At 60.3% G+C, this 22,422-nt stretch carries 25 protein-coding genes and 2 pseudogenes; 15 read left to right on the top strand and 12 right to left on the bottom strand.

What is annotated here, in order from left to right; all coding sequences use genetic code 11:
* Window positions 1-47: 47 nt before the first annotated feature.
* The 7 genes and pseudogenes from ACERZ8_RS06915 to ACERZ8_RS06885 all read right to left on the bottom strand — a co-directional run.
* Window positions 48-131 (bottom strand): annotated as a pseudogene (locus ACERZ8_RS06915) (hypothetical protein); the annotation flags it as partial.
* Window positions 122-592 carry a gluconate 2-dehydrogenase subunit 3 family protein gene (locus ACERZ8_RS06910; RefSeq protein ID WP_407591475.1) on the bottom strand — a complete coding sequence of 157 codons (471 nt, stop codon included), beginning with the start codon at window positions 590-592 and terminating at the stop codon, window positions 122-124. The pseudogene ACERZ8_RS06915 and the gene ACERZ8_RS06910, both read right to left, overlap by 10 nt.
* Window positions 593-663: 71 nt before the next feature.
* Window positions 664-1,128 carry a hypothetical protein gene (locus ACERZ8_RS06905; protein ID WP_407591474.1) on the bottom strand — a complete coding sequence of 155 codons (465 nt, stop codon included), beginning with the start codon at window positions 1,126-1,128 and terminating at the stop codon, window positions 664-666.
* A 400-nt stretch (window positions 1,129-1,528) separates the two neighbouring features.
* The gene (locus tag ACERZ8_RS06900; protein WP_407591473.1) at window positions 1,529-2,881 is read right to left on the bottom strand and encodes an adenylate/guanylate cyclase domain-containing protein; all 1,353 of its coding nucleotides are present in this window, start codon (window positions 2,879-2,881) and stop codon (window positions 1,529-1,531) included.
* A gap of 139 nt (window positions 2,882-3,020) precedes the next feature.
* Window positions 3,021-4,121, bottom strand: coding sequence for a site-specific DNA-methyltransferase (locus ACERZ8_RS06895; RefSeq protein ID WP_407591472.1), 1,101 nt, complete (start codon window positions 4,119-4,121; stop codon window positions 3,021-3,023).
* 111 nt (window positions 4,122-4,232) lie between these two features.
* Window positions 4,233-4,823: a ribonuclease HII gene (locus tag ACERZ8_RS06890; protein ID WP_407591470.1), complete on the bottom strand. Its 591-nt coding sequence runs from the start codon at window positions 4,821-4,823 to the stop codon at window positions 4,233-4,235.
* A 176-nt stretch (window positions 4,824-4,999) separates the two neighbouring features.
* Window positions 5,000-5,491, bottom strand: coding sequence for a hypothetical protein (locus ACERZ8_RS06885; RefSeq protein ID WP_407591469.1), 492 nt, complete (start codon window positions 5,489-5,491; stop codon window positions 5,000-5,002).
* A gap of 164 nt (window positions 5,492-5,655) precedes the next feature.
* Here ACERZ8_RS06885 and ACERZ8_RS06880 point away from each other — a divergent pair, with 164 nt between their 5' ends.
* The 3 genes from ACERZ8_RS06880 (at window position 5,656) to ACERZ8_RS06870 (ending at window position 7,545) form a co-directional block, all read left to right on the top strand.
* Window positions 5,656-5,937 (top strand): hypothetical protein, encoded by a 282-nt coding sequence (locus ACERZ8_RS06880; protein ID WP_407591468.1) that lies wholly within the window; start codon window positions 5,656-5,658, stop codon window positions 5,935-5,937.
* A gap of 1 nt (window position 5,938) precedes the next feature.
* Window positions 5,939-6,613: a winged helix-turn-helix domain-containing protein gene (locus ACERZ8_RS06875; RefSeq protein WP_407594192.1), complete on the top strand. Its 675-nt coding sequence runs from the start codon at window positions 5,939-5,941 to the stop codon at window positions 6,611-6,613.
* Between the two features lie 155 nt (window positions 6,614-6,768).
* Window positions 6,769-7,545, top strand: a complete 777-nt coding sequence (locus ACERZ8_RS06870) for an HpcH/HpaI aldolase family protein (protein WP_407591466.1) — start codon at window positions 6,769-6,771, stop codon at window positions 7,543-7,545.
* Here the strand turns inward: ACERZ8_RS06870 and ACERZ8_RS06865 are convergent.
* A pseudogene (locus tag ACERZ8_RS06865) lies at window positions 7,542-8,625 on the bottom strand (DUF3095 domain-containing protein). The gene ACERZ8_RS06870 and the pseudogene ACERZ8_RS06865 sit on opposite strands and share 4 nt — an antisense overlap.
* 151 nt (window positions 8,626-8,776) lie before the next feature.
* On the opposite strand from ACERZ8_RS06865, the gene ACERZ8_RS06860 reads away from it, so the two are divergent.
* From ACERZ8_RS06860 to ACERZ8_RS06845, 4 genes are all read left to right on the top strand, one after another.
* Window positions 8,777-9,949, top strand: coding sequence for an MFS transporter (locus ACERZ8_RS06860; protein ID WP_407591465.1), 1,173 nt, complete (start codon window positions 8,777-8,779; stop codon window positions 9,947-9,949).
* 67 nt (window positions 9,950-10,016) lie between these two features.
* Entirely contained in the window at window positions 10,017-11,039 is a 1,023-nt protein-coding gene (locus ACERZ8_RS06855) for an aspartate-semialdehyde dehydrogenase (protein WP_407591463.1), read from the top strand.
* 118 nt (window positions 11,040-11,157) lie between these two features.
* Complete coding sequence (locus tag ACERZ8_RS06850; protein WP_407591461.1) at window positions 11,158-12,780, top strand: mucoidy inhibitor MuiA family protein; 1,623 nt, start codon at window positions 11,158-11,160, stop codon at window positions 12,778-12,780.
* Between the two features lie 285 nt (window positions 12,781-13,065).
* Window positions 13,066-13,272, top strand: a complete 207-nt coding sequence (locus ACERZ8_RS06845; protein WP_407591460.1) for a hypothetical protein — start codon at window positions 13,066-13,068, stop codon at window positions 13,270-13,272.
* 294 nt (window positions 13,273-13,566) lie between these two features.
* Here the strand turns inward: ACERZ8_RS06845 and ACERZ8_RS06840 are convergent, their stop codons facing one another.
* From ACERZ8_RS06840 to ACERZ8_RS06830, 3 genes are read right to left on the bottom strand one after another with little or no spacing between them, the layout of a single operon-like run.
* A complete protein-coding gene (locus ACERZ8_RS06840; RefSeq protein ID WP_407591458.1) occupies window positions 13,567-13,878 on the bottom strand; it encodes a P-II family nitrogen regulator in 312 nt (103 codons plus the stop codon).
* Window positions 13,878-14,861: a sodium-dependent bicarbonate transport family permease gene (locus ACERZ8_RS06835; protein ID WP_407591457.1), complete on the bottom strand. Its 984-nt coding sequence runs from the start codon at window positions 14,859-14,861 to the stop codon at window positions 13,878-13,880. The genes ACERZ8_RS06840 and ACERZ8_RS06835 overlap by 1 nt, the downstream gene beginning before the upstream one ends.
* Before the next feature lie 39 nt (window positions 14,862-14,900).
* Window positions 14,901-15,551 (bottom strand): carbonic anhydrase, encoded by a 651-nt coding sequence (locus ACERZ8_RS06830; protein ID WP_407594190.1) that lies wholly within the window; start codon window positions 15,549-15,551, stop codon window positions 14,901-14,903.
* Window positions 15,552-15,720: 169 nt separating this feature from the next.
* Here ACERZ8_RS06830 and ACERZ8_RS06825 point away from each other — a divergent pair, with 169 nt between their 5' ends.
* The 4 genes from ACERZ8_RS06825 (at window position 15,721) to ACERZ8_RS06810 (ending at window position 18,352) form a co-directional block, all read left to right on the top strand.
* The gene (locus tag ACERZ8_RS06825; protein ID WP_407591456.1) at window positions 15,721-16,101 is read left to right on the top strand and encodes a hypothetical protein; all 381 of its coding nucleotides are present in this window, start codon (window positions 15,721-15,723) and stop codon (window positions 16,099-16,101) included.
* Between the two features lie 93 nt (window positions 16,102-16,194).
* Window positions 16,195-17,574: a leucyl aminopeptidase family protein gene (locus ACERZ8_RS06820; protein ID WP_407591455.1), complete on the top strand. Its 1,380-nt coding sequence runs from the start codon at window positions 16,195-16,197 to the stop codon at window positions 17,572-17,574.
* Window positions 17,571-18,080: a hypothetical protein gene (locus ACERZ8_RS06815; RefSeq protein WP_407591454.1), complete on the top strand. Its 510-nt coding sequence runs from the start codon at window positions 17,571-17,573 to the stop codon at window positions 18,078-18,080. Before ACERZ8_RS06820 ends, ACERZ8_RS06815 begins: the two co-directional genes overlap by 4 nt.
* Window positions 17,987-18,352, top strand: a complete 366-nt coding sequence (locus ACERZ8_RS06810; RefSeq protein ID WP_407594189.1) for a C40 family peptidase — start codon at window positions 17,987-17,989, stop codon at window positions 18,350-18,352. The genes ACERZ8_RS06815 and ACERZ8_RS06810 overlap by 94 nt, the downstream gene beginning before the upstream one ends.
* 94 nt (window positions 18,353-18,446) lie before the next feature.
* Here the strand turns inward: ACERZ8_RS06810 and ACERZ8_RS06805 are convergent, their stop codons facing one another.
* On the bottom strand, window positions 18,447-18,794 hold the full coding sequence (locus ACERZ8_RS06805; RefSeq protein ID WP_407591453.1) for a DUF2794 domain-containing protein: 348 nt from the start codon (window positions 18,792-18,794) through the stop codon (window positions 18,447-18,449).
* 116 nt (window positions 18,795-18,910) lie between these two features.
* Between ACERZ8_RS06805 and paaI the strand changes: the two genes are divergently transcribed.
* The 4 genes from paaI to ACERZ8_RS06785 all read left to right on the top strand — a co-directional run bounded on the left by paaI (window position 18,911) and on the right by ACERZ8_RS06785 (window position 22,420).
* Window positions 18,911-19,345 carry a hydroxyphenylacetyl-CoA thioesterase PaaI gene (gene paaI / locus ACERZ8_RS06800; RefSeq protein WP_407591452.1) on the top strand — a complete coding sequence of 145 codons (435 nt, stop codon included), beginning with the start codon at window positions 18,911-18,913 and terminating at the stop codon, window positions 19,343-19,345.
* Window positions 19,342-20,640: a phenylacetate--CoA ligase PaaK gene (gene paaK, locus ACERZ8_RS06795; protein ID WP_407591451.1), complete on the top strand. Its 1,299-nt coding sequence runs from the start codon at window positions 19,342-19,344 to the stop codon at window positions 20,638-20,640. Before paaI ends, paaK begins: the two co-directional genes overlap by 4 nt.
* A gap of 70 nt (window positions 20,641-20,710) precedes the next feature.
* Window positions 20,711-21,853: a dTDP-4-amino-4,6-dideoxygalactose transaminase gene (gene rffA, locus ACERZ8_RS06790; RefSeq protein ID WP_407591450.1), complete on the top strand. Its 1,143-nt coding sequence runs from the start codon at window positions 20,711-20,713 to the stop codon at window positions 21,851-21,853.
* Between the two features lie 3 nt (window positions 21,854-21,856).
* Window positions 21,857-22,420, top strand: a complete 564-nt coding sequence (locus ACERZ8_RS06785) for an acyltransferase (protein WP_407591449.1) — start codon at window positions 21,857-21,859, stop codon at window positions 22,418-22,420.
* Window positions 22,421-22,422 lie beyond the last annotated feature (2 nt).

Here is a 22,422-nt window from a genome sequence, read left to right as displayed (position 1 = left end):
GCGGGGTCAAAGCGCGGGCCTGCTTCAAGGATCAGGACATTCAGACCATGACTGCACAACCGCCACGCGGCGGCGGCCCCACCCGCACCTGCACCGACGATCACTGCGTCAAACGGTGCGTCTATTGCCATGGCGGGGGATATCCGGCGGGTTGCGGTGCGGGGTTCAGATCAAACCCGCCCGTCGCCTCGGCGTGGGCATAGTAAAACTCCACCCCGGTCAGTCGCACCAGCAGATAGAACCGACCGGGCACATATTTGCGGTCTGCCGTGCGCATCCATTCAACCACACGCTGCTGATCGACAAGGGACAGGGTGTGAAACGGGCCGCGCCCGGTGGTGTTCAACCAATCTGTGCCAATCGCCAGCAATTGCTGAAACTGCGGCACCTGCTTGGCAAAGTCGATGATATCCGCCTCGATGCCCAATGTGCTGGCCGCCGGAGAATGTTCATCCGCGGGCAACAACACATCCAGATAGGCAGCGAGAGTCTGTGCGTCGATCTGGCCGACCGTCGCAGCGGTCTGCTGTGCGATGGCGGGACTTGACAGACTGGCAGCAAGCGCGCTGATCAAAACGCGCCTGCGCGACATCGAAAGCATCAAAACCCCGTGGGCGTCGGCCTGGCTGACGCGACTTGGATCATGTGCAACCAGTTCGAACCTTATTCGGCTACGGGCGACACGATAACCGGACTCATCACGGGTGCGGTTGTTGTGGTGGTCATTGTATCCAGCGAAATCTGACCGATTGTGTGGACGCCAAGATACCCTTCAAACGTGCCGTTAAAGTAGATGTCGGACCCGGCGGCAAAGTACTCGCCGTTTGTGCCCACGACAGCAAAGGGAGAAGAGTTCTTGAAGCTGTAGCCACCGCCGACTTCGGCTTGAACCGAGTCATTGCCGAACAGGCCGGTCAGCTTGATCTTGTTGATCTCGAAACCTTCCAGAATACCGAAATGCAGTGTGGCCTTGGCACCTGTGACGTCGCCGTCCAGATCGATTTCACCATGGGCCACACCAAGGATGGCTTCGGCACCATCACCGCCCGGTCCAAGCGTCAGAGCGAAGCCTGCAAACAGGGCCGTATCGCTGCGCTCGGCGAAGGTGGTCGTGGTGACCGGCGCCATGCCGGCCCCGGCCATTGAAAGCGTTGGAAGTGCGATTGCGGTTGCGACGGCAGCTGCAAAAAATGTGTGAGACATAATACTTATTCACTCTTCTCTTGGGGGAACTGTGAATTCCCACTTATGGCGATGCATGATTGCGCAAGAATTAGCCCATATGACGGGCCAAGTCATCTTGTGGCGTCCATTCAGAATGGCGATTGCACTGAAAGTGATGCAAAAAATCATCCATTGTCAGGCCATATTCCGCCGATGGCGCCCATTTGGCTGTTTACGCGAGCGCAACAATCGCGACTGGGCGCGGCGCGTTATCCTCAATCACAGGTAGCAGGCTTTTTGATCATTTGTCGCCGAATCACTTGTTGGATTCACGTATGCCGCCATGCTCATGCCCGCAAATCCGCTAGGTGCGGACCCAAATGGCAACGGGCTGTGCAACGCCACGCACCTTCTGATCCGGGCCGCGCTGCATATCGTTTGAGCCCCCTGCCGCACGCACAATCACGTCGCTGGCCACCACCTGAACGTCCAAAGCGCGGGTCAGCGCCTCAAGGCGGCTGGCAAGGTTCACCGTGTCGCCAAGGACTGCAAATTCCAGCCGGTTCGCACCGATATCCCCCAGCACCACTTGCCCGTAATGCAGCCCAAAACGCGCGTCGATTTCGGGCAAGTGATCTGCGCGGCGGCTGGCATTCAGCGACTGCATCCGGCCCACCATGGCCCCGACGCAAGCCAGTGCGCGGGTCGCGTCATCAGCCTTGGGCAGTGGTGTCCCAAAACTCGCCATCAGGCCGTCGCCAAGGTACTTGTCCAGCGTCCCGCCATGTTCAAACACTTCGCTTTCCATTTCGCGATGAAAGGCGCGCAAAGTGTCGATCACCTCTTGGGCAGAGCGACCATCGGCATAGGTTGTGAACCCCACGATATCGACGAACAGGATGGCTGCTTCGTGGGTGCGCACCTGCCCCAGTGGTTCATCCTTTTGCGACAACTCCTCGACCACAGTGGGCGAGAAATAGCGTGACAGGTTTGCGCGCTCGCGCGCCATCTCGGCACTGTCGAGCACGAGGTTCTGATAACGCCGGACCGTGACCGCCAGAATGCCCGCGACCAGCAGAAATACGACGACTTCCTGAATGCGCAGATCCCAGTGGACAAGGTTCGGGTTCATCTGGGTGCCAAGATCGGGGTTGTCGGGAAACATCAGCGCGGCCCCTTCGCTCACGCGCGGATCCTGCCACCCGAACCATCCGACAAAGAGCGCTCCGAGCAACCAAAGCACCGTTGTCCAGTTGCCGATCGCAACGATGGTGCGCCAGGAATAGCTCAGCACCCCCGCCGCCAGTATGACGTAGAAATACTGGAACACCTCGAATTGGTAGATCAGCGTGGTTGGCACGCGTTCATCGGCCAGTGGGTTGGGCACGAGCAACGCAAGCGTCATCAACGACAGATCGACGAACAACAGCGCCAGCTCGGCCCGCGACTGTCCCACGCGCCCGACACGGCGCTGCGCAAGACCCACCAGAACAAGGCAAAAGAGCAGAAACAGGTACCACAGCACATCCCAGTCGGGGTTGAGAAATATCAGAAGGATGGCTGTCACCGAAAGCGCTGCAACCCGCGCCTTGACGGCAAGGTCCATGCCTTCGCGCTTGTTACGGGCCAATGCCTCTTGGGCGTGGCGGTGTTTGGGCTGTGACCGCTCGTCTGACCCGCGTGCATCCACCGGACTTATACTGCTGATTTCAACCATCTCGCAGGCACCCCTCGACTGTGCTCCGCTCAATGTAACGCCCATTAACAAAAAAGCCCCGCCAAAAGTGGCGGGGCATAGTTGAAGTGCCGATGTCAGCCCGAAAAGGCCGCAGGCACCTGGCGGTGTTGGTGAAATTCTAGTCGTGCATCTCTGCCCGGATCTGCTGGCGCAACACGTCGATGGGAACCACCTGCCCGTCGCGTTTGAAGCACCAGTAGGTCCAGCCATTGCAGCTTGGCGCGCCTTCCAGATGGGCCCCGACCTGATGGATTGACCCCTTGATATCGTCGCCGATCAACGTGCCATCCGCACGGACCTTGGCCTTGTGACGCTTGTTCATCGAATAAAGCTCTTCGCCCGGACGCAGCATGCCGCGTTCGACCAGCTGGCCGAAAGGCACGCGCGGCTCCGCACGTTTTGAGGCGGACACACTCAGCGCCTCGCGATCAAACTTGCGCACGGATGCGATGCGTTTCTCGGCGACCTTGCGATAGGCGGCTTCGCGTTCGATCCCGATGAATTCACGGCCCAGCATCTTGGCGACAGCGCCCGTCGTGCCGGTGCCAAAGAACGGATCAAGCACCACATCACCGGGATTGGTCGATCCAACCAGCACACGGTGCAGCAAGCTTTCGGGTTTCTGGGTTGGGTGCGCCTTGTCGCCCTGATCATCTTTCAGACGCTCGTGCCCGGTGCAGATCGGCAAAACCCAGTCGCTGCGCATCTGAATGCCTTCGTTCAGGGCCTTCAGCGCCTCGTAATTGAACGTATACTTGCTGTCTTCGGACTTGCCTGCCCAGATCATCGTCTCGTGGGCATTGGTAAACCGCTTGCCACGGAAGTTGGGCATCGGGTTGGACTTGCGCCAGACCACGTCGTTCAGAATCCAGAACCCTTCGTTCTGCAGCGAGGCACCGACGCGGAAAATGTTGTGATAGCTGCCAATGACCCAGATCGCGCCGTTGGGCTTCAGGAGACGGCGCGCCGCCTTGAGCCAGGCCGTCGTGAATTCGTCATAGGCACGGAAGGAATTGAACTGATCCCAGTGATCATCGACCGCATCGACCTTGGAGTTGTCAGGGCGGTGCAAATCGCCTTTGAGCTGCAGATTATAGGGCGGGTCGGCAAAGATCAGATCAACAGTGCTCTCGGGCAGGCTGTTCATCACGTCAATGCAGTCACCCGCAAGGATTTGGTTCAAGGGAAGCGCCTCGGCGCCCTTTACGTGTTTCGTCATCTATCTGCCTCTGTCCCCGGTGCTTGTGCACTCGTTGGTTGAGACCAAGATGAGTCATTGGCGATTCGCGGTCAAATTCTTTTTGAATCAAGTGCTTAAGAAAAATCCTTGTCACAACATGTTGTGGACGGGCTTGAAGGTACGTCTATGGTGTGGGCTCACCCCGAGATTTTGCAGCGCTAACCTGTGGCTTTTTGACGGGTATCCCATGTTCGTTTCCCAGCCATAGCCCGGATGCTGTTGCGCCAAATCCACCATGATCCGGTCGCGACATATTTTGGCCACAATTGAGGCCGCTGCGATGGACAGGGATCGCGCATCGCCACGCACGATCGGGGTCGCCGGAAGGTTCAGATCGCGCGGCAACATGGTGCCGTCGACAAGCACGTGATCGGGCGGCAGACGCAAACCACGCACTGCACGCACCATCGCAAGGTGGGCCGCCCGCAAAATGTTCAACTCTTCGATTTCACGCACGGTCGCATGGGCAACGGACACATCGGCAGAGGCAATGACGTCAGCCCACAGCGCCTCGCGCTTTTTCAACGACAGTTTCTTTGAATCGTCCAGACCAGGCGGTATCCGTGCCACATCCAGCACCACGGCCGCCGCCGTCACCGGCCCGGCCAGAGGGCCACGACCGACCTCGTCCACACCGGCAATCCGTCCGCCGATGCGCGTCTCGAATTCAAAATCAGGCACGCCACACTCTTCTTCTGACCGGAAATACCACTGCCGGAGGCGAAAAACGCATTTTCCGCAGGAAAGTGCAAACGCCATGTGCGGCCAACAGTCCGCACATAAAAAAGGGCGGTGCCCGAACACCGCCCTTTCAGTCTGGCCACCCGAAAGGGGAAGGGTGGCCGCTTGCCCCGCTCTTAGCGACGGGCCAATTGGTATCCGTGTTTGTTCAGGCAGCGCGCCGCATAGGCATAACCTGTCCCGTTCCGGGTCCAGACCCGGCGACCACATTGTTGGGGCAGCGAGTTGGTAAAATGATAGTGCCGGTTCAGACAGCGCTGACCAAACCCCTGAATGTTGCGCCCGTTCTGCGTTTGCAGGTTGTAAAGGCAGCGCTGCGGCAACAGCTTGCGGTTCACCTGGCGTGGCAGAGGGCGCGGCTGAACATAGCCGTGTTTGCGCTGAATATGACGCGGCTTTGCATGCGGATTGTGAACCTGCTGGCGCGCTTTCTTTTCATCGTTACGCTTGTTTATGGCAGTGCCCACAACAGCCAGCCCAAGAATGACGGCAAGAGCCGCGGCAAGTTCGTCGTCCCCTGCACGGGCAGGCGCGGCGGAAAAACCGGTGATGGCAATGGCAACAGCAGCAATTGTTGCTATGAACTGGCGGTGAATACGAAGTGTCATGGGCGTCTTCCTTTTGTCTGAGCGGACCAACAGGTCGTGGTGATGCAAACAATCTGGCGGCTCCCCCTCAAGACAGGCAATATCGCCCCCCGGTTATCGGATATCATCGCTGTCAGGCGCCTGATGTTATTGAATATCCCGCACGATCAGCGCAGGTTGGGCGCATGAAACAGATCACGCTTTCCCTCATCCTGATCCTTGCGCTCGCCAGTGCGGCGCAGGCCCAGTGCTATGCCGATTACAAGGCCAAACAGGACAACCCGCTGCGTCTGCATTATGGTGTCGCGCAGATTTCGGGCAATTGCAGCGCAGGCAACGCCAGACAGCAACTTGGGGCGCGCCTTGCTGCAAGCGGCTGGACTCTGCTGCAAATCCAATCCGTATTCGGCCCCGAAGGCCTCGACCAAAGGAAAGCCAGTGCAGGACAATTCTACCTCCGCTTCTGAAATGCGGCGCGCCGGCGGGCGGCTGGTGACTTTCGGCATTGCCGGGATCGTACTGTTGCTGGTCGTGGCTGCGTTGCTGCTGTTTCTGGCGCTGCCCGATGCGGGCGCTTTTGATGCGCGCGTCGAACGGATCTTCATCGAAAACTCCGACCTCACCAGCCCTGCCGAAATCAAACTGCTGGAAATCCTAGCCCAATCGGGCACCGCCTTTTCGGATACACTGGCGAGCTACCGCGTAGTGATTTTCGTTCTGTTGGTCTTTGCCACCGCAATGATGATCGCCGCCCTCGTCTTTCTCGTGCTGCTGGTCAGCTTCAACCGCCGCATGGCGCAGATTGAACGGGTCGGCATTCAGGTCAATTCCCTGCTGATCAGCCGCGAGGAAAACACGGTCTATCTCAACAACCTTGGCTTCAAACTAACAGCCGCGGCCATGGAAACGATGTCCGTTCTGGCAGAGGCGCGGATGGATGACGACGTCCTGTCCGGCTCAGAAATCGAAGGGGTCATATCCGGGCGCAGTTCGGCGGATTGTGACGAGGCCGCGGGGGCCACCCGCATCAAGCGCTTGCGCGACACGCTGGGAAATCAGATCGTCAGCGAGCTTTTGGTCAAGAACATCGCGCGACGCGGCTATATGCTGGCCGTTGAAAAGGATGTGATCAAAGTTCTCTGATCTTCTTCTGACCAGAAATATCACCGAGCAGAGCGCATGGACGCAGCTGCGGGACGCGACTGCAAAACATCGCGTGGCGCGTCAGCGCCGCAATTCGCCAGTGGCAATCCGGGCAAAACCGCGTTTAGGGTGCGATCAGATCAAAGGAGTCCCCCATGCCCGCACCCCATAACCCGTTCAAGGCCGCCCTCAAAAACGGAGAAACCGTCATTGGCTGCTGGCTCAGCCTTGGCGATCCGCTGTCCACCGAAATTGCAGGCACTGCAGGCTTTGACTGGCTGCTGATCGACAGCGAACACACACCCTACGACATCACCCGCATTCGGATGCAGTTGATGGCGCTTGAGTCTTCGGACAGCCACGCCGCCGTGCGCGTGCCCGTAGGCGAGACCTGGATTTTGAAACAGGTCCTTGATGCAGGGGCCCAAACGGTACTGGTGCCGATGGTCGAAACTGCAGATCAGGCGCGCCAGTTGGTGCATGATGTACGTTACCCCCCGACAGGTGGCCGAGGCGTGGGATATTCAGGTGCACGGTGTTCGCGCTTTGGGGCGATCACCGACTATGGGCAAACTGCGGATGACCAGATTTGCCTGCTCATTCAGGTCGAAAACCGCGCAGGCATCGCAAATCTTGACGACATCCTCGCAGTGGATGGCATCGACGGCGTGTTCATTGGCCCCGCTGATCTGTCGGCCGATATGGGGTTCATGGGCCAACTCACCCATCCCGAGGTGCAGGCTACGATCAAGGGCGCCTTCGAGCGGATCGAGGCGGCAGGCAAAGCCCCCGGCGTTCTCGCCACTACACCCGAGTTCACGCAGGATTGTCTCGACTGGGGCGCGCGCTTCGTGGCCACCGGGCTCGATCTGCTGATCCTGACCAAAGCGTTGCGCTCACTGGCAGCCACGTGGGTGCCCAAGGGACGCTAAGTACCCTTGATCGCCATCGCCGCCTGGGTGTAGCCACCCGCGGCCCCGTCGATGAAGTGCACATGTGTGTCGTCCATGATGGACGGCACGATACATGTCATCATCGCCTCATCCTGCGTGTGCATACCGTAACTGATGATGCCTTTGGCCTGCGCAGCGTCCAGCAGGTCCGTGAGCCGCGCCACTGTCTCGGGATCGCAATCCAGCGTCATCTTCAGCCCGTCATCGAATTTGCGGAAGTCGGCGTTGCCACCAACTGTCCGCTGATAGTGGGCCGGGTCGAAACCACCCAGCTTGATCTTGGTCTTCAGCAGAACCCACGCAATGGCCGTCTCAAACAGGATCTGCCGCTTGCGCTTGGCCACGGGCATGGCGCCACGGCTGGCATGGGCCTCAAGGATTGCGCCGGGGGTGGCCAGCCGGTTCCGGGGCCTTCTTCGGGGGCTGGGTGGCCGTCTCGTTCCAGATGGCTGACGGCGTGCAGCACATCGCCTGTCACTTTGGCAAAGGCGTCGTCCGACACCCCTTTGCCGGGTTGCACCAACAGCGACAGGATGGTTCCGTTGCGCGTTTTCATATGGCTCCAACGGCAACTGAGGCCGGTCAGATCGGGCTGGGTGCCGGAGGGGCGGCAGGCACAGTTTCAACGCCGCCCTTCATCTGCGCCTCGGCCCACAGCACACCACCGCCGGTGAACATGGCATAATCGACACCGTCCGAGACCTGATAGCGCGCCACAGCCACCTCGTGACCTGCCGCGCGGATGTCCGCGACCGAAAACAGACCGACACGCAGGCCCATGTCGAACTCTTCGCGCGCCCATACCTGAACTGCGGCAAGAGCAGCCCGCGCTTCTTCGGCAAACTCTGCCGGGTGGGCAAAGGCCGCCCCGTCCCCGCCGAACACATAAGGAAAGGCACGGCCACCAGCCGCATTGATCTGGGCCGAAATCACGGCCGCCCCAATCATGTTGATGACTTTGTACTTGCCCGCAGCAATCGCCGCAGTCGATCCAGTGATGTCAGACGTGCCCACGACCCAATCGTCGGGCAACGGAGTATAGTGTGCAGGCTGCGCCATATCTTCAAAAGCCACGCGCCGTGGCATCGCATCATAAAACATAAAATACCCCTTCGTACTGATGTGACCCTAGCACAGCCTCCCCAAGCAACAATCACACTTGCGCGTCCACACGCACCCGTGTCACGCAGGCGGCAAGGATGGAGGACCCATGCAAATCGGATTGTTCCTGCTGGGCCTCGCCTATGTGCTCAGCCAGTTTTTTCGTGCCTTTCTGGCCGTTCTGACCGCCCCGCTGGGGGCCGACCTTGGCGTGGGCGCGGACGTGTTGGCAACCGCGTCGGGCCTGTGGTTTCTGTCCTTTGCAGCCATGCAGATCCCTGTAGGCTGGGCGCTGGACACCATCGGGCCACGGCGCACGGCAGGGTGGCTGCTGCTGATTGGTGGGGCCGGGGGTGCGGCACTGTTCGCGGTGGCGCAGGGCCCGCTATATATACATGCGGCTATGTTACTGATCGGCATCGGCTGCTCGCCGGTTCTGATGGCCAGTTTCTACATCTTTGCCCGCACCTTTCCGCCTGAACGCTTTGCGACACTTGCTGCGCTGATGATCGGGATCGGGACAGTGGGCAATCTTATCTCGTCTTACCCCATGGCTTTGGCCGCGGATACCATCGGCTGGCGCGCGGCGATGTGGGTTCTCGCGGCGGCGTGCGCGGTTGTGGCTCTTGGCATCCTGATCAGTGTGCGTGACCCTGCCAAGCCCGAGGACGAGGCCAAAGGATCGCTGCTCGACTTGCTGCGCATGCCCGTCCTGTGGCTGCTGTTGCCCATCATGTTTGTGAACTACGCGCCCATCGGGGCCGTGCGGGGTCTGTGGATCGGGCCTTACCTTACGGATGTCTTTGCCCTGACTGTGTCGCAGGTCGGCATCGCGACACTGGTGATGAGCCTTGCGATGATCGCGGGTACACTGGCCTACGGGCCGCTTGACCGCATCCTCGGCACGCGCAAATGGGTGGTCTTTGGCGGCAATGTGATGACAACAGCCCTGTTGGTCCTGCTGATCGTGTTCAGCGCCACAAACCCGTGGCTGTCAGTGGCCATCATGGCGGGCATCGGGTTCTTTGGGGCCAGTTTTCCGGTCATCATCGCCCATGCCCGCGGGTTCTTTCCGGACCACCTGACCGGGCGCGGCGTGACCTTGATGAACCTCTTTGGCATCGGCGGCGTCGGGGTGATGCAATTCGCCTCGGGGCGCATTCACACCAACTGGTCGGGTGGGGCGGCAGACGCGCCATATGTGGCGATCTTTGCCTTTCTCGCCGTGGCCCTCGCCATCGGGCTCGCCATCTACGCACGCAGCCGTGACACAACGGGCTGAGACGCCCCTTTCCCCCAGCAATCTTTGGGTATAAAGGCCACGCACCTACCCGAAAAAGGAGACTATCATGGGGTATCGTGTCGTCGTCGCGGGCGCCACCGGTAACGTGGGCCGCGAAATGCTGAACATCCTTGAGGAACGCGGGTTCCCGGTGGACGAGCTGGCCGTTCTGGCAAGCCGCCGTTCGCTTGGGACAGAAGTGTCGTTCGGGGATAAGACGCTGAAGACGAAGGACCTTGATACGTTCGATTTCACGGGCTGGGACATGGCGCTGTTTGCCATCGGATCGGACGCGACCAAGAAATACGCGCCTGCCGCGGCCAAGGCCGGTTGCGTGGTCATCGATAACTCGTCGCTCTATCGCTATGACCCGGACGTTCCGCTGATCGTGCCCGAGGTGAACCCGGAGGCGATCGAGGGCTATGCCAAGAAGAACATCATCGCCAACCCCAACTGCTCGACCGCGCAGATGGTTGTGGCCCTGAAACCATTGCATGACCGCGCGACGATCAAACGCGTCGTCGTCAGCACCTATCAATCCGTGTCCGGCGCAGGCAAAGAGGGGATGGACGAGCTGTGGGATCAGACCAAGGCGGTCTACAACCCCATCAACGAAGTGCCCCCGGCAAAATTCCAGAAGCAGATCGCCTTCAACGTGATCCCTCAGATCGACGTCTTCATGGAAGACGGATCGACCAAGGAAGAGTGGAAGATGGTCGTCGAGACGAAAAAGATCGTCGACCCCAAGATCAAGGTCACGGCCACGTGCGTGCGCGTTCCGGTCTTTGTCGGCCATTCCGAAGCGGTCAATGTCGAGTTCGAAGAGTTTCTGGACGAGGACGAGGCCCGCGACATCCTGCGCGAGTCGCCCGGCATCATGGTGATCGACAAGCGCGAGGCGGGCGGCTACGTCTCTCCGGTCGAGTGCGTGGGGGATTATGCGACCTTCATCAGCCGCATCCGTCAGGATTCGACCATCGAGAACGGGCTGAACTTCTGGTGTGTGTCGGACAACCTGCGCAAAGGTGCCGCGCTCAATGCGGTGCAGATCGCCGAGCTGCTGGGCAACCGGGTGCTGAAAAAAGGCTGACGGCGGGGCGGAGGGCACCTCCGCCTTACACGCCAGCAGGGAACAAGGGGCCAATTGGCCCCTTTTCTTTTGGGCGGGTGGGTGCACACTGTGGCTGTCCTGTCAGAAAGGTAGTTCCATGCGTTCCCTTGCCCTTGCCGCAGCCCTGTTTCCCCTTCCCGCCCTTGCAGATGTTATCACGCTCAACGCCCCACCGGTGGCCGTGACCGCCTATGCGCAAGGGGCCATCGTGACCCGCACCGTTACCTTTGACATACCCACGGGCCAGCACGATCTGCGCATTGCGGACATGGACAGCAACCTCAATGCGGCGATGATCGACATCGCCCTGTCCGGCGCGACCCTGTTCACGCGCAGCTGGGATCGTGATGGCAGCGGACCCTACCGCGCACCGCGCACGCCCGAGTGGCTGGCGGCAAAGGCGGCCTTTGATCAGGCGACCGAAGCGCTGGCACAGCGTGATGATGCGATTGCGCTGGCACTGGCCAAGGCACAGGCGGCACAGGACCAGATCGACTTTCTGAACGGCATCAGCCTGCCGGACGAGGCCGCGACAGACGTGGACACCCTGCGCGCCATCGGCCAGTTGATCGCCAGCGACGGCACCGCCGCCCGGTCGGCCATGCGCGCGGCCGAGGCCGAAGCGCGCAGTTTGCGCCAAGGCCGCGACGATCTGGCCTTTGCCATGCAGGAGGCCGCAGCAGCGCTTGAGGAGGTGACGCCCCCCAATACCAACCCGGCCGCACTGACCCTGATTGTGGAAGCCGCACAGGCAGGGCCTGTGACTCTGACTCTGCGCTATCCGAACTTCAACGCGCAATGGGCACCGACCTATGAGGTGTTCCTTCAAGCAGACGACACCTTGCGTATCGAACGCGGGGCTTATGTCGCGCAAAATACCAGCGAGGATTGGGTCAATGTCGATCTGACGCTCTCGACCCTTTCGCCCTTTGCAGGATCGGAACCGGGCACGCTTTGGCCGCTGCTGCGCCGGATCGAAGACCCGGTGAAACCTGCGCCCTCGCCATCACTCCTGCGCTCGCAAAGCGGATTGGCGGATTCGGCCATGTCGATGGAAGCGCCGGTGATCGTCGAAGAAACCGCCACTGCCTCTTCCGACCTGTCCGGCATCGGTGTCTCTTACGCCCTTCCCGGAAAGGTCACTGTGCGCACGGGCGAGGACGTGGTGCGCATCGCGCTCGACACAATTGAATTTGAAGCCGCTCTATCGGCCCGCGCGGTGCCTGCACGCAACCAGACCGCCTTTCGACTGGTCGAGTTTGACAACACGTCGCCCGAAATCCTGCTGCCGGGACAGGCTGTCCTGTACGTGGACGGGCAGTTGGTCGGGGAAACCGCCCTGCAAACCCTTCCGCCCAACGCCGAGGCCGAGATCTTCTTTGGGCCGATCGAAGGGCTGCGCCTGACCCGTACCGTACTTGACCGCAACGAAGGGGATCGCGGGATCATCACCCGTTCAAACGAAGAGCGTGAAGCGGTGCGCATCGAGATCGAGAATATCACTGACCGGGCGTGGGATGTCACCTTGCAGGACGCGGTGCCCTATTCCGAGCAGGAAGACCTTGTTATCGACTGGGAAGCCACACCCGCACCGGATGTAACGGCGGTGGATGACCAACGCGGCATCCTGGAGTGGCAAATCACGCTGCCTGCAGGCGAATCCGAGATCATCGAGCTGGAAACCACCCTCACCTGGCCTGATGGTATGGTCCTGCGGTAAGGTTTTTGGGCCAAAACTGGTTTCCAACTCCCTAACAGAATCGGGGTCGCGACACGTTTGGCGGCCCCGCTTCTGCGTTCAAGACAGTTTTATCAATGTATTTTTTCGGCCTAACCCATTGATATTATAGGTCTTGTGCGGCGGTTAACAGAGGTATGAACAATCCCCGCTTTCGCAGCAAGAAATTAGTAATTTGTCGCCCTCATAACTGTCTCATCAACCGATCGGGGGATCGGACAAGACACACCAGCCGGGGGGCTGGACAACTTAGATGAGGTGAGTGGGATGATGAATTGGGTAAAAACGCTGATCAATGGATCTGTACGGGACGAAGACGCGAACAGCACTTCGGAAAAGCCAGTGCTGTCGCGTCAGGAAATGACCCAGTTGTTTGCTGACGATCTGGCACGCCCTGCGCTGCGCAAGCGTCCTCGGGTCATACGCAAACAGCCGCGCCGCCTGACGGCAGGCCGCTACCTGTGTGCCGCGTAACGTAAGGAACAGCGCGCAAGGTTGGCAGCCGCCAGCGGCGAGTGCCGGCGGAATGCCTCTCTGTCTCAAAGAAGGCAGTGGTCGAGGGACCATAGGGAAGCCAAATCGCACATATGAGGGAACAGCCGACCCCTATCTGCGTTGAACAGCAGGGTGTCGGAATATCCGAACGCTGCGTTTCACCAGTAAGTTGAGTGATTTGAGTGGCCGGATATGTGTGCGGTAACGAGTGGACAGGGTGGTGTGCCAGCAATGGCATGCCACCCTTTTTTTCGCAACTTCGCGTGAGGGGTCCTAGAATCGTTCCGCCCGCAACACTTCGCAATCACCGATTGTCACGATGCCGATGTGACGCTCGACCACGCTGAACGCCTCTTCGAGCAGCGCATCGATGCGGTCAGGACGCACGACGCAGATCACTTGTACCATTCCTGCACCGCGCGTGACCTGACCCTCCCGGCTCCATGCTCCGGAACTGCCGGACCCGCCCAAAACGGGCAGAACGGACCATCCGGTAACACCCGCCTTCGACATCGCATCCGTCAGACGGCTTTGCATGACTTGTTCAATGATGATGGCCACGCGTTTGGCCTTGTGGGTCTTCATCAGGGCTGACCTCCGGTAAGGGCGCTGGCTACGGCCACATAGATCGGGATGCCAAGCGTCAGGTTGAAGGGAAAGGTGACCCCAAGGGACAGGGTCAGGTAGATTGACGGGTTCGCTTCGGGCAAGGCCACGCGCATGGCGGCGGGCACGGCGATGTAGCTTGCCGAGGCCGACAGAACCATGAACAGCGCGACACCGCCGGTGCTGACGCCCAAGAGAAGACCGGTCACAAGGCCGAATGTGGCCCCGACCACCGGCATGACCACGCCAAAGGCCAACACGCCTGGGGTCAACACTCCGGAACTGCTGCGCAGGCCGCGCCCGGCGACCAGCCCCATATCGAGCAGGAACAGGCACAAGACACCCTGAAACGGGGAAACGATGAACGCCTCGATCTTGACCAGCCCGTCCACACCCGTGATCCATCCGATGAAAAAGCTGCCGACCAGCAGCACAATGGATCCGTTCAGCAGGATTTCACGCAATAGATCGTTGTCCATGCGGCGCGCATCCCCGCCACGCGAAATCAGCCAGAGGGCAGATAGGATGGCCGGGGCCTCCATCGCGGCGGCCACGGCCACCATGTACCCTTCGGACGTGATCCCGCTGCCGGTCAGAACCGATGTCGCGGCCACGAATGTCACGATAGAGATTGAGCCGTAATGCGCCGCCACTGCCGCCGCATCCAGACGGCTGAGGTTGCCCATCACCTGCAACAGCGCAAACGCGATCAGGGGCAGCGCGGCAGAAAGCGCGATACCGGCCAGCAATGACAGGGCCAGCGTCGCATCGATACCGTGATCTGCCACGCTCACCCCACCTTTGAAGCCAATGGCGAACAGCAGGTAAATCGACATGCCCTTGGCCACCGCCTCGGGGATGTTCAGATCAGACCGGGCCAGCGCGGCTGCGACCCCCAACGCAAAACTGAGGATGATGGGCGACAAAAGGTTTGTCGCCGCAAGGTCAAGGATCTGGTCCATCACTCATGTTCCTCGTGGAATGCCGGGCAAAGTGCTGCGTTACACGGGCTGAAAATCAAGCGTCTTGCCCATGAACTGGCTCATGCCACCTTCGGCAATGTCCGTCCACAGCCCGTGAATGGACAGCGAACCGTCGTTCACGCGGCTTTCGACAAATGGGAAGGTCATCAGGTTCTCCATCGAGGTCACAACGGCAAGCTGTTCAAGGCGCTGTGATTTGTCCTCGTCCGCCTTTATGTCGGCCACCTGATCGTATTTCGGGCGCAGAATATCCATCCAGCGCCCCACAAAGCTGGACTTTTCCTCAAGTTCCGGCGCGCGGCCCTCGCACATGTCTATACACCCCTGCACGCCCCCGCACCGGGAATGCCCAAGCACGACAATATGGGCGACCTGCAGCACGTTGACTGCATACTCGACCGCCGCCGATGTGCCGTGATGATCGCCATCCGGCTCAAACGGCGGGACAAGATTGGCGATGTTGCGGTGGATGAAAAATTCACCCTGATCGGCTCCAAAGATCGATGTGACGTGGACCCGGCTGTCGCAACAGGAAATGACCATCGCGCGCGGCCGTTGCCCCTCGGTGGCAAGTCGGCGATACCACGCGCTGTTTTCGGCATAGGTCGTGGCTTTCCACCCCTGATATCGCTGCAAAAGGAAGGTCGGAAGGGGTTTGATCCGGTGCATGGCGCAGGTCTGCCTGTTCATTCAGTGGCTTTAGGGGCCGTGATTACCCGGAATTGTCTGCAAATTCGAGCGAAAAGACTGTCCCGGCATAACGATTTGGGAACTCTCCTATGCGATCCAGTGATGGACCGTGGGGGTCCACCACATTGGGTGAGAAGAGGTGAGTAAAGTGTCAAACATCACACAGCTTCGGCTGTCAGAACACGTGCAGGTCGATCACGACCGTCTGGATTCGCTCTATTCAGAGATGGATCATGCCGCTGCCGAGGACATGGTATGCCGCGCAATGGAAGAATTGGCACTGCGCATGGCGCATTGCGACCGTTTGTACCGGGCGGCCGATTTCGACGAATTGCGAAAATCAAGCCGGTCCCTTGTGGCCATCGCCGATCAGATTGGGATGACGATGATGGCCCGTGTGGCCCGCGATGTGGCCGATTGTGCAGGGCCGCAAGACCCGGTCGCCCTGGCTGCAACCCTGTCACGGCTGATGCGGACAGGCGAGGAATCGCTGACCGCCATCTGGGATTTGCAGGACGTCACGATTTAGGTTCAGGTCGCAGGGCGGGCCCATCCCGCCCTTGCAGCGGCAGGCAAAGCGGGTAGGGTCGCGGGCATCACATCATGAACTGGGTGCCCCCTGATGACGCTTGCCTTTGCCGCACACGATCCTGACGCAATCCCGGTCCATCTGCTGGCCGAAGACGTGGTGCAAAGCTGGCTCGATACGCAAGACGAGGCAGTGCGGAAATGGGCGAAGGCGCATCGGTTTACCGGCGCCATCGGACAGGCCCTCACCTTTCCGCGTGACGGCGGCGTTGCGATGGCCGCTGTCGGTTACGGCACCCCCAAATCACGCAGTCGGGCCCGTTTTCATCTGGCCGCCGGCGCGGCGCGGCTGCCTGCGGGCACCTATGCGCTTCATGCCGATCTCGATCCACAAACGCTTGAGGTCGAGGCACTCGGCTGGCTTCTGGCAGGCTACCGCTATGATCGTTACAAAGACCAATCGGCCATGGGTGCACGCCTTGTTGCCCCTGAAGGCATCGACGCCACCCGCGTCGAGGCACAGGCACATGGCGAGGCGCTGACGCGCACCCTGATCAACACCCCGGCATCGGACATGGGGCCTCCAGACCTTGAAGCCGCCGCGCGGGTTCTCGCTGACCAATTCGGCGCGTTGATTACAGTGATCACGGGTGACGGCCTGTTGGCCGCAAATTTTCCCATGATTCACACCGTTGGCCGCGCGTCGGACCGTGCGCCGCGCCTGATCGACATGACATGGGGCAATGCGGGACCACAACTGACCCTTGTCGGCAAGGGCGTGTGTTTCGACACAGGCGGCCTCAACCTCAAACCCGGCGCATCCATGGGGTTGATGAAAAAGGATATGGGCGGGTCAGCGGCTGTTTTGGGTCTGGCGCACATGATCATGGCCACAGGCATGCCGATTCGTCTGCGCGTGTTGATCCCGGCGGTGGAAAACAGTGTCGCGGGCAACGCATTCCGCCCGCAGGATATCCTCACCTCGCGCAAGGGCCTGACGGTTGAAATCAACAACACGGACGCCGAAGGGCGATTGGTTTTGGCCGATGCGCTGGCACTGGCAGATGAGGGCAAACCCGATCTCATCATCTCTATGGCCACGCTGACCGGGGCAGCGCGTGTCGCCGTTGGGCCGGACATTGCCCCCTATTTTACCGATGACGCGAGCGTAGCGACGGCACTGGAAGACAGCGCACAGACACAGGCGGATCCGGTCTGGCGCCTGCCGTTCCATGCGCCTTACGAGTCGATGATTGAACCGGGCATTGCCGATCTCGACAACGCGCCCAAGGGCGGCTTTGCGGGCACCATCACCGCCGCGCTGTTTCTGCGCCGCTTTGTCGAACACAGCCCGTACATGCATTTCGACATTTACGGCTGGCAGCCCAGCGATGCGCCCGCGCGCGCCAAGGGCGGGGTTGGCCAGGCCACCCGCGCCCTGTTTGCCGCCCTGCCCCGCGCGCTTGACCTGTGAGTGATCCGCGCCTCACCCCCAACACCGACTACCTTGGCGTCGATAGGCCGGGGCGGATCATCTGGCCTCATGTCGATCTGTGCCGCACACCATCCGGGGCGCGGGACCGGCAATTGCTGGCAGGCGCAGATGTCACCGTGATGGGCGAGGACGACACGCATGCCTATGTCCGCGCTGAACATGACGGATATATCGGGTTTGTCCCGGCGCGCAGTGTCGGCAGCCCGGCCACCCCGACCCACTGCGTCAGCCGGGCCGCGGCACATGCCTACCGTCAGGCCTCGATCAAAGCGCCCGAGACTGCGGCGCTCAGCTTTGGGGCCAAACTCGTTGCCCGACGCGAAAGCGATGATTTCATCGAGACTGAATTGGGCCACGTTCCAAAGGCACAGCTTTCCCCCATCCCGCACCCATTGCGGACCCGGTTGCGACCGCCCGTCTGTTTCTGGGCACGCCTTATCTTTGGGGCGGAAACACACGGGCGGGGATCGACTGTTCCGGCCTGATCCAGGTTGCACTGCTTGGTGCAGGTCACGACTGCCCCGGCGACAGCGATATGCAGGAAAATGATGTGGGAAAAACGCGGCCAGAGGCCAGCGCGTATGAAACAGGTGACCTGCTGTTCTGGAAAGGGCATGTGGCACTGGTTACCAGCGCCACCACAATGATCCACGCCAACGCGTTTCACATGTCCGTGGTCGAAGAAGACATTGCACCAGCGCTCGCACGCATTTCCGAAACCGGCGGCGGGCCAGTCACCAGCCACAAACGCCTGTGATCTTCTTCTAACCAGAAATACCATCGGGGAAGTTTGAAGGGGCAGACAGCCCCTTCATCAGCAAAAATATCGCCCGCGTCAGCGGACAATCAGATCATTCCACCGCGCGGATCAGCTTGCGTTCCAGCACCCGCAGTACAGTTTTCAGGTCATGCCCACGTCGCAGAATCTGACCATCGATCCCGATAACCGCGTACATACCCTGCCGGTCGCGCAGTTTGGGCCGCTTCTCGATCCGGTATAACGGGTTTTCCGCCGTGCGGCGAAACACCGAAAACACCGCAACCTCGCGCAAACATGAAATGCCATAGTCGCGCCATTCTCCGGCCGCCACCATGCGCCCGTAAAGAGACAGGATCACGGACAGCTCTGTGCGGTGGAACGCCACCTGAGGGCTGGGCATTTGTGCCGAGTTTGAGGGGGGCGGTGTGTGCAACGTCATTGACCTCACAGTTGCGCGGGCGCGATCCAAATTCAAGGCCCACTTGGGTTGTGTGGTTGAACGTGCTCACAAATCCGGGCAACACTGCTCAAAATCGGGATAAAAAAGAGGCTCGGATGACGCCCCAGGAACGGGCCCGCAGATGCGCAGACCTGATGTGGTCAAAAGACCGCGCCAGTCAGGCGCTTGGCATGTCCATCGCCGCGATCGGGCCTGGCACCGCAACGCTGACCATGCCCGTGCGTGATGACATGCTGAACGGACATGGTATTTGCCATGGCGGCATGATCTTCACCTTGGCCGACAGCGCCTTTGCCTTTGCCTGCAACACCTACAATGCGCTGACCGTGGCGCAGTCCAACCAGATCACATATCTCTCCCCGGGTCCTGCTGGCGAGACTCTGACCGCCACAGCGCATGAAGTTGCGCGCGCCGGGCGCTCGGGCACTTATGACGTCATCGTTATGACCTCTGCCGGTGATCAAATTGCGCTGTTCAGGGGCCTGTCACGCACCATTCAAGGCCAGCATTTCGACGAGGACGCCTTATGAAGAACCTTACCCCGGATCGCACCACCCTCGATCCTATCGAGATCGCCAGCCGCGACGAGATCGAGGCGCTGCAACTTAAACGGATGCAATGGTCACTCGCCCACGCCTACGCAAATGTGCCTCATTATCGCACGGCGTTTGACAGTGCAGGCGTGCACCCCGATGACCTCAAATCTCTCGCTGATCTGGCCAAATTCCCGTTCACCACCAAACAGGATCTGCGCGACAATTACCCGTTCGGCATGTTCGCAGTGCCCCGCAATCAGGTGGCGCGCATCCATGCCTCGTCAGGTACAACCGGGCAGCCAACGGTGGTCGGCTATACCGAAAATGACCTGAAACATTGGGGCACGGTCGTGGCCCGCTCTTTGCGCGCGGCGGGTATGCAGCCCGGTGATCTGCTGCACAACGCCTACGGTTATGGGCTGTTCACCGGCGGGCTTGGCATTCACTTGGGGGCGGACGCGCTGGGGCTGACGACCATCCCGATTTCGGGCGGCATGACCCCGCGACAGGTGCGCCTGATCACCGATTTTCAACCCAAGGGGATCACGGTCACACCCTCTTATGCTTTGTCCATTCTGGACGAATACAATGTGCAAGGCATCGATCCGCGCGACAGCTCCCTTCAGGTCGGCATCTTTGGTGCAGAGCCGTGGACCAATGCGATGCGGCGCGAAATCGAAGACGCGTTCGACATGCACGCCGTTGATATCTACGGTCTGAGTGAGGTGATCGGCCCCGGTGTGTCGATGGAATGCGTCGAGACCAAGGACGGCCTTCACATCTGGGAAGACCACTTTTTTCCCGAAATCATCAATCCCGAAACCGGCGCATCTGTCGCCGACGGAGAGTTGGGCGAACTCGTGTTCACTTCCCTCACCAAAGAGGCGTTCCCGATCATCCGCTACCGCACCCGCGACCTCACACGCCTGCTGCCCGGCACGGCGCGGTCGATGCGGCGGATGGAAAAGGTCACGGGGCGCAGCGACGACATGATCATCCTGCGCGGCGTCAACGTCTTTCCCACACAGATCGAAGAGGCGATCATGGCCACCCCCGGCCTTGCGCCCCATTTCCAGATCGAATTGACCAGACCGGAGCGTATGGACCAGATGCGCGTGCTATGTGAGGCCGCAGACAGCAGTGCCGACCGCGACGCGGCAGGTCAGGCACTGGCCGCACAGATCAAGCAGACCATCGGGATATCCGTCCGCGTGGACGTGGCCAAAGTCGGCGGTGTCGCCCGATCCGAAGGTAAGGCCGTGCGCATTCTGGATCGCCGCGATCGATGACGGCACTGGTCATTCTGATAGTGATACCCTTAAATACCGCCAGTCATAAGCAACCGAAATCGAGCCTCTGGTGGCACAGCCCAAAATCCCTTTCAACCGACCGTCCCTTGTGGGCCGCGAACTGGCCTATATCGAAGACGCGATCGCGCGCGGTCAACTGTCTGGCGACGGGCATTATACCAAGGCCTGCAACGCCGAAATCGCCCGCACAACCGGGGCCAAAGCGGCTCTGCTGACCCATTCTTGCACTGCCGCGCTCGAAATGTCGGCAATCCTGTGTGATCTCGCGGTCGGGGACGAGGTGATCCTGCCCTCGTTCACGTTCGTGTCGACCGCCAATGCCGTGGCCCTGCGCGGGGCAACACCGGTGTTTGCCGATATCGACCCCGACACGCTCAACATTGACCCTGCCGCTGTCGCCGCTGCGGTCACTCCGCACACGCGCGCCATCATCGCCGTGCATTATGCAGGCTTTCCCGCCGACATGGACGCTCTTGCCGCCATCGCCAAAGACCACAATCTGGTGCTGATCGAGGACGCGGCCCAAGCCTATGGTTCGACCTACAAGGGCCGCCCCGCTGGGTCGCTGGGTGACATGGCCGCCTTCAGCTTTCACGAGACCAAGAACATCATCAGCGGCGAAGGCGGCGCACTGACTGTCAACCGCGCAGATCTGGTGGAGCGCGCCGAAATCATTCGCGAAAAAGGCACCAACCGCGCCCGCTTCTTTCGCGGACAGGTGGACAAATACACATGGGTCGACCTCGGCTCGTCCTTTCTCCCGGGCGAACTAATCGCGGCCTTTCTCTTTGGCCAACTCGCCGAAGAGGGCGAAATCCGCAGACGCCGTCTGGCCCAATACAGCCGCTACCACGACGCCTTCGCGCCGCTTGCTGCAGAGGGCTGTGTGCAACTGCCAAAAGTGCCGCCCGAGACGACGGGCAACGGGCACATGTTCTACCTATTGATGCACGACATCGACCAGCGCGACGCGTTCATCGCCTACCTGAAATCGCGCGGCATCACGGCGCCGTTCCACTACGTGCCGCTGCATTCGGCTCCGGCGGGGCTGAAATTTGGGCGCACTGCAGGCACGATGAACGTCACCGACGATATCTCAGCCCGCCTTGTGCGACTGCCGATGTTCTTTTCGCTGGATCAGGACATCGAAGAGGTCATCGCGGTTGTGCTCGACTGGTTCAGGCAGGTGTAGGCGATGGCATATCTCAGCGAGGATGATCTGGCGCGGATGGGCTTTGCCGCCCTGGGCCAAAACGTACGCATCAGCGAAAAAGCGTCGATCTATGAACCGAAAAAGATGCGGCTGGGTGATCACACACGGATCGACGATTTCTGCGTCATTTCGGGGCGTGTCACGATGGGGCGCAATGTGCATGTCGCAGCCCTTTGTCTGGTCGCGGGTGGATCGCCCGGAGTGACCCTCGATGATTTCGCGGGCATGGCCTATGGTGCCAAGGTTTTTTCGCAATCAGACGACTATTCTGGTGCGAGCCTGACCAACCCGACGGTACCGGATGGTTTCAAAACCGAACATATGGCGGCAGTGCGTCTGGGACGGCATGTGATTATCGGGGCCAACGCGGTGGTCGGGCCAGGCGTCGATCTTGGCGATGGTTCAGCCGTCGGGGCGGGCTCGGTTGTGCTGCACTCAACCGAACCGTGGACTATCGTCGCAGGCACACCCGCCAAGCGCATCAAAACGCGCAAAAAGGACTTGCTGGACCTGGAACGCAAATACCTCGACCAGCAAGAAAGCTGACC

Origin of the sequence: Tateyamaria armeniaca, from assembly GCF_045797845.1 — a bacterium.
In the GTDB taxonomy this organism is placed as follows: Bacteria; Pseudomonadota; Alphaproteobacteria; order Rhodobacterales; family Rhodobacteraceae; genus Tateyamaria; species Tateyamaria armeniaca.
Note: the sequence above shows the minus strand (reverse complement) of the source record. Positions and strands in the feature narration are given on the sequence as shown.